Origin of the sequence: Nostocoides australiense Ben110 (assembly GCF_001050535.1) — a bacterium.
Taxonomy (GTDB): domain Bacteria; phylum Actinomycetota; class Actinomycetes; order Actinomycetales; family Dermatophilaceae; genus Nostocoides_A; species Nostocoides_A australiense.
Map to the genome: position 1 here is coordinate 2,989,692 of NZ_HG764815.1, position 5,325 is coordinate 2,995,016.

The window sequence follows — 5,325 nt, forward strand, 5'->3', positions numbered from 1 at the left end:
GACTCCGAAAACGATCCAGCACCTCAAGATGCGATCCCGCTTGCCCTGCTCAAACGAGAACAAGACCGCATCCTGGGCGAACTCGACCAAGTCAACCGGCGCATCGACGCCCACCACGGCGAGTACGCCGACGCCCGAGCCCACCTCGACGACGCCCTGAACCTACTGACCAACTGCGCTGACATCTACACCCGGTGCGACGACGCCAACCGCCGGCTGGGCAAACAGGCGTCCTTCACCAAGGTCTACATCGACGAAGACGACGAACTGCGCGTCGAGAACAACCGGCCCTTCGAGATGCTCCTCGACCCCGAGATCAACGCCAACGCCCTTACCTGGGCCGAGAACGCAGACAAGACCCGAACCACCACCAACGATTCTGTTGGCAAGGGTTCGAGCCTTGTGCGTCGGGTGGGCCCCGTGGGACTCGAACCCACAACCTACGGATTAAAAGTCCGCAGCTCTGCCATTGAGCTAGAGGCCCGCTCGACCACGCTGTGTGAGGCGTGGCGGCGCAGCCAAGGGTAACCGCCGCGGCGACCCTGGGTGGTCACGTGGCCCGCAGACGGTTTTGCCGGGCTGCCGGCCGCTTCGCGGGGAACGGCACGCGGACGCTGCTACGTTCACGGGTCATGACGACATCCCTCACGTGTCCCAAGTGCGGCAGCGAGATGCGCTCCTACGAGCGCAACCGGGTGCTGGTCGACCAGTGCACCGGCTGCGGCGGGCTGTTCCTCGACCGCGGCGAACTCGAGGCACTCGTCGCTGCCGAGAACGCCTGGCACGGCGGCGGCGGGGCAGCGCAGCAGGCGCCGCAGCAAGCCCGGCCGCAGGACTCCCACGACCAGGCGCCGCAGCAGGCATACGGTCAGCAGGCGGCATACAACCAGCCGCCCGCCCAGCCCTACGGCCAGGCGCCCTACGCGAAATATTCCAAGGCCTACGGGCAGCAGCCGGCGCAGCACTACGGTCAGGCGCCCTACGCGAAGTACTCGAAGGCACACGGTTATCGCAAACGCCGCTCGTTCCTGTCGGACCTCTTCGATGACTGAGGGCACACTTCCCGTATGACGGTCCCTCCCGGGCGTGACCGGCCGCGCCGGCCCGCACACTTCAGCCTGGCCGCGATGGAGGCCCATGGCGGCACCTCCCCCGGGCCGGCGGAGATGACCGAGATCGCGCACCAGTCGGCGGCCGCCGTCGTCGGCGCCGGCCGGGCCGCCCGCGACCCCGTGGTCACCGAACGGCTGGTCGCCCTTGTCGACGAACTCGGTCTCGACACCATCGCGTCCCTGTGGGCGCAGCGCCCCGCCGGCAGCCTGCCGGGTGCGCTGTGGCGGCTCTATGTGCTGCGCGAGTGGGTGCGCCGCTCCCCCGTGACGGCGAGCCGCGAGTATGCAACCGGTATGCGGCTCGCCGAGGCCAATCACGTCGTGGCGGGCGTCGCCGAGCCGCCCGGGCCGTCGGAGTTGAAGGCGCTCGTGGACGCGATCCTCACCGGGGTGTATGAGGGCGATCTCGCCGTCGCGCTGGAGCGTGCCGCCGCCTTCTGCCGCGTCGTCTCGGCCGGCCGTGCCGAACTCGCGCACGACACCGATCGCTCCGACCCCGACCAGGGCCACACCGAGACCCTCCAGGCCGCCGCCATGCTCGGCACCGCCGCCGACCTCGACCGCGCCGCCGGCGCCTGGCGCCACGGCAAGCTCATCTGACGACCTGGGCCGCAGGTTGCGCTCTTGGTGTTCGTCTGGACGTCCGCGCCGCGCTCGCCGGGACAACCAGGGGCGCCGAGCGTACCCCGGACTACACGAAGTCGCTTCTCACGCCCCGCGCCCCGCGTGCCGGCCCAAAGACCGGGACTTCGTGTCGTGGGGGCCCGCGCCACACCAGAGTCCGTGCCAGCGTGCGGCGGGAAGTTGATACGTCGGGCCGGGAGCGCCTCACGGCGCGTGGCCGCTCGTGGCGGCTATTAGTTGGGACCCGGGGCTGCCGCGGCCCGACGCGCGAAGAACTCTAGCCGAATTACCGCACTGGTGGGTGAGTGCGCAGGTCACACCCGGTTCACCCGAGGGGACGTTTCCCACCTCCCAGGTGGGACCGGTACTCTGAACACCACGGCATACCGTCCCTCTCGCCCCTCGTGTCACGTCGGGACGCCGTCCACAGACCCAAAGGATCGTGTTGATGAGACCCCTGCGCCTGGCCGCCGTCGCCACCACCACCCTCGCTGTCGCCGCCGCCCTCGCCGTGCCCGCCCTCGCCTCGGAGGCCAAGGCGACGATCACCTGGCCGACCAGCGGCTCGTCCGTTTCGGGCACCTCGGTCACGGTCAAGGGTGGTTACTCGGCGACCGCTACCGTCAAGGAGGTTCGGGTCGCGGTCTGCAAGGTAGGCACCAATGGCGCCTGCACGGCATACCTCAGCAATGCCGCCACGGGCGACTTCGTGAGCACCTACCGCAGCCTGCCGGCGACCCTGACGCCGAAGACCCAGGTGTCGGGCACCTATCAGTTGGCTGCGTCGAAGCTGACCGCCGGGCCCTACAAGGCGGCCGCCTTCGTGGTGTCCAATGACACCCCCAAAGGCCCCTCGACCACGGTGAACTTCACGATGAAGGCGAGCGAGTCGCCGTCGACCAAGGGCTACATCACCATCACGTTCGGGCGCAGCAACTGGTCGGTCGCGACGGGGGCCACCTGCAATGTCATCCCCAGCGGCGCGCGCACACTCGAGCAGAACGTCCAGGACCTCGCCGCGCGCGGCCTGAAGGCCCAAGGAGGCGTCGTCGTCGATCGCACCCACGCCACGGCGCGGGAATGCACCGAGGGGCAGATGCTGCAGCCGTCGTGGGCCGACCTGACGCGGCTGCGCGTCAACAACGGCTTCACGGTCGTCAGCCAGGGCATGACCTACGCCGACATGACGAAGATGACCACGGACGCCCAGCGCTACAACGAGAGTGGCGCGACCTTGCCGACCTTCAACAGCCGCGGCCATACCCGCGCCTGGGGCATGTTCAACTACCCCAACAACAAGATGGACGCGGCCGCCAACCGGGTGGTGACCAAGTACTTCGCGTTCGGCCGCAAGTACGGCACCGAGATCAACAACCGCGCCGCCGTGATGACCTACCCCTACCTGGTCAAGACCATTTCCGTCATGGGCGGGCGCTGCAACAACGTCAACCTCGCGTGCTACACGATGTCGGTGAAGAACAACAAGCAGATGGCGCCGCCGGAGCGGCTCTCGCGGATCCTGCGCCCGGGCGCCGATCAGTGGGGTGTCGTGCAGTTCTATCGCATCGTCGAGGAGTCGTTTGGCCGTATGGGTGCCTCCGTCGCCTGGGACTGCACCTCCAGCGACTGGCGCAACCGGTGGACCAGCCAGCCGGAGATCTACTGCCGCAACAGCTTCCTCGAGGCGATTGACGGCCGGTCCAAGACGGCCGTGAACGCCGACGCGGTCGACGTGGCCAAGGCCTGGGGCCGCACGCCGGGCTGAGGCCTGCTGCCAGCGGCGGCTGCGCGTCCGGTGCCCCGCCGAAACCGGCGAGCCTGAGCCTTCGTGATGTCAGGACTTCGTGAGGTGTCAGCGCAGCAGTTGGGAGATGGCGTGGATGATCACGCCCGCCAGCGCGCCGACGATCGTGCCGTTGATCCGGATGAACTGCAGGTCGCGACCGACGAACAGTTCGATCCGCTCTGAGGCCTCGTCGGCGTTCCAGCGGTCGACCGTGTGGGAGATGACATTGGCGAGTTCGTCCCCGTAGGTGGTGACGAAGAAGGCGACGATGTCGCCGAGATGGGCTTCGAGGCGCTCGCGGGTCGCGTCGTCGTGGAGCAGCATCGAGCTGGCCTCGGTCAGCCAGGCGTCGCCGCGCTGCCACAGCGTGCTCGACGGATCCTCGAGGGCGGCGAGCAGGCTGGTGCGCACGCTGGCCCACAACGACAGGACGGTCTCGCCCACCTGCGGGTGGGACAGCACGCGCTCCTTGAGCGCCTCGGCCCGCTCCTGGACCTCGGGGTTGTCGTGCAGGTCCTCGGCGAGCTTGGTCAGCAGGTTGTCCAGCGCCTCCCGGGCCCGGTGGTCAGGGTCGGCGCGCATGTCCTGCAACCAGGCCAGGGCCTGCTGGTAGGTCCAGTTGATCACCCGGTCGTCCACCCACGGCGGAGTCCACCACGGCACGCGCTCGTTCATCAGGCCGGTGAAGGTCTTGGGATTGGCCGCGAGCCAGTCGTGGATCTCGGTCAGGCCGAGGTCGACCAGTTGGTAATGCGCCTTGTCCTCGACGATCCCCTTGAGGAAGGAGCCGGCGATCGGGCTGACCGGTTCCTGCTGCAGGCGCGGGAGCAGCACTCCCACGACAAAGTCGTGAACGTCCTGATCACGCATCCGCCCCAGCCCGGCCTTGGCGATGCGGGCCATCTCGGTCAGCGCGCGCTCGCGGTGAGCCGGCGTCTCCAGCCAGGTGCCCAGCCGGACGCCGACCTGGGCGGCCGCCAGCCGCTCCCGGGCGATCTCCTCGGTGAGGAAGTTGTCGCTGACGAACTCCTCCAGGCTGCGTCCCAGCTCGTCCTTGCGTTTCTTGACCAGCGCCGTGTGCGGGATCGGCACCCCGAGCGGGTGCTTGAAAAGCGCCGTGACGGCGAACCAGTCGGCGAGCGCGCCGACCATGGCGGCCTCGGAGGCGGTATGCACGTAGCCCCAGACCCCGTGATCGCGCCCGTTGGTCAGGACGAAGATCACGAACGCGACGGCCAGCAACGACGTCGCGACGATCCGCATCCGGCGCAGGCCGGCCCGGCGTGCATCATCGGCTGGGCTCGGCTCCAAGAAACTCACGTACTCATCCTTCCCGATGGCACCCCCGCATGCCGTAGGGGATACCCCCGATTGCCAACTCCCGGGGAGCCCGCAGGATTCCGGGTCGCATGCTTGGATGGCGCCATGAACGCTCCCGCGGACGAACTCGCCGCCCACATCGCCCTGTGGTCACGCGCCTGCGACGACCTCGACTCCCTGCTGGGTGAGCTCTCGGAGACGGACTGGGCGGCGGCAACCGACTGCCCGGGGTGGAGCGTGCAGGATGTCGTCGCGCACCTGGCCTCGATCGAGCACGCCCTCAACACCGGCGAGCAGCCGAGCGGCATCGTGCCCGTCGAGGGCCGCTCGCTCGCGTCCTCGTGGACCGAGGCCGGGGTGGCGGAGCGGCGCGGTATGCCGCATACCCAGGTCGTGGAGCAGTGGCGCGCCGAAGTCGCGGCGCGGCGCGCGCACCTGGCCGCGCAGCCGCCGACCGACCCGAGGGCACCGGCGGGGGGGGGG

At 69.1% G+C, this 5,325-nt stretch carries 5 protein-coding genes and 1 tRNA gene; 4 read left to right on the plus strand and 2 right to left on the minus strand.

The window, feature by feature from the left end; translation table 11 throughout:
- Nucleotides 1-412 precede the first annotated feature (412 nt).
- A tRNA-Lys gene (locus tag BN11_RS14395) sits at nucleotides 413-484 on the minus strand.
- A 148-nt stretch (nucleotides 485-632) separates the two neighbouring features.
- Here BN11_RS14395 and BN11_RS25260 point away from each other — a divergent pair.
- The 3 genes from BN11_RS25260 (at nucleotide 633) to BN11_RS14410 (ending at nucleotide 3,501) form a co-directional block, all read left to right on the plus strand.
- A complete protein-coding gene (locus BN11_RS25260) occupies nucleotides 633-1,052 on the plus strand; it encodes a TFIIB-type zinc ribbon-containing protein (RefSeq protein WP_083433777.1) in 420 nt (139 codons plus the stop codon).
- 15 nt (nucleotides 1,053-1,067) lie between these two features.
- Nucleotides 1,068-1,712, plus strand: coding sequence for a hypothetical protein (locus BN11_RS14405; RefSeq protein ID WP_048698761.1), 645 nt, complete (start codon nucleotides 1,068-1,070; stop codon nucleotides 1,710-1,712).
- Between the two features lie 472 nt (nucleotides 1,713-2,184).
- Nucleotides 2,185-3,501 (plus strand): hypothetical protein, encoded by a 1,317-nt coding sequence (locus BN11_RS14410; protein WP_048698763.1) that lies wholly within the window; start codon nucleotides 2,185-2,187, stop codon nucleotides 3,499-3,501.
- Between the two features lie 87 nt (nucleotides 3,502-3,588).
- On the opposite strand, the gene BN11_RS14415 is transcribed toward BN11_RS14410, so the two are convergent.
- On the minus strand, nucleotides 3,589-4,842 hold the full coding sequence (locus BN11_RS14415) for a DUF445 domain-containing protein (RefSeq protein WP_048698766.1): 1,254 nt from the start codon (nucleotides 4,840-4,842) through the stop codon (nucleotides 3,589-3,591).
- A 105-nt stretch (nucleotides 4,843-4,947) separates the two neighbouring features.
- Here BN11_RS14415 and BN11_RS14420 point away from each other — a divergent pair.
- Nucleotides 4,948-5,325 (plus strand): maleylpyruvate isomerase N-terminal domain-containing protein (locus tag BN11_RS14420; RefSeq protein WP_048698769.1); only part of this gene is annotated, 378 nt, incomplete at its 3' end.

Bases quoted from the DNA above. Each gene is read 5' to 3' on its own strand.
- BN11_RS14410 (WP_048698763.1), top strand. From the start codon at position 2,185: ATGAGACCCCTGCGCCTGGCCGCCGTCGCCACCACCACCCTCGCTGTC.
- BN11_RS25260 (WP_083433777.1), top strand. From the start codon at position 633: ATGACGACATCCCTCACGTGTCCCAAGTGCGGCAGCGAGATGCGCTCC.
- BN11_RS14405 (WP_048698761.1), top strand. From the start codon at position 1,068: ATGACGGTCCCTCCCGGGCGTGACCGGCCGCGCCGGCCCGCACACTTC.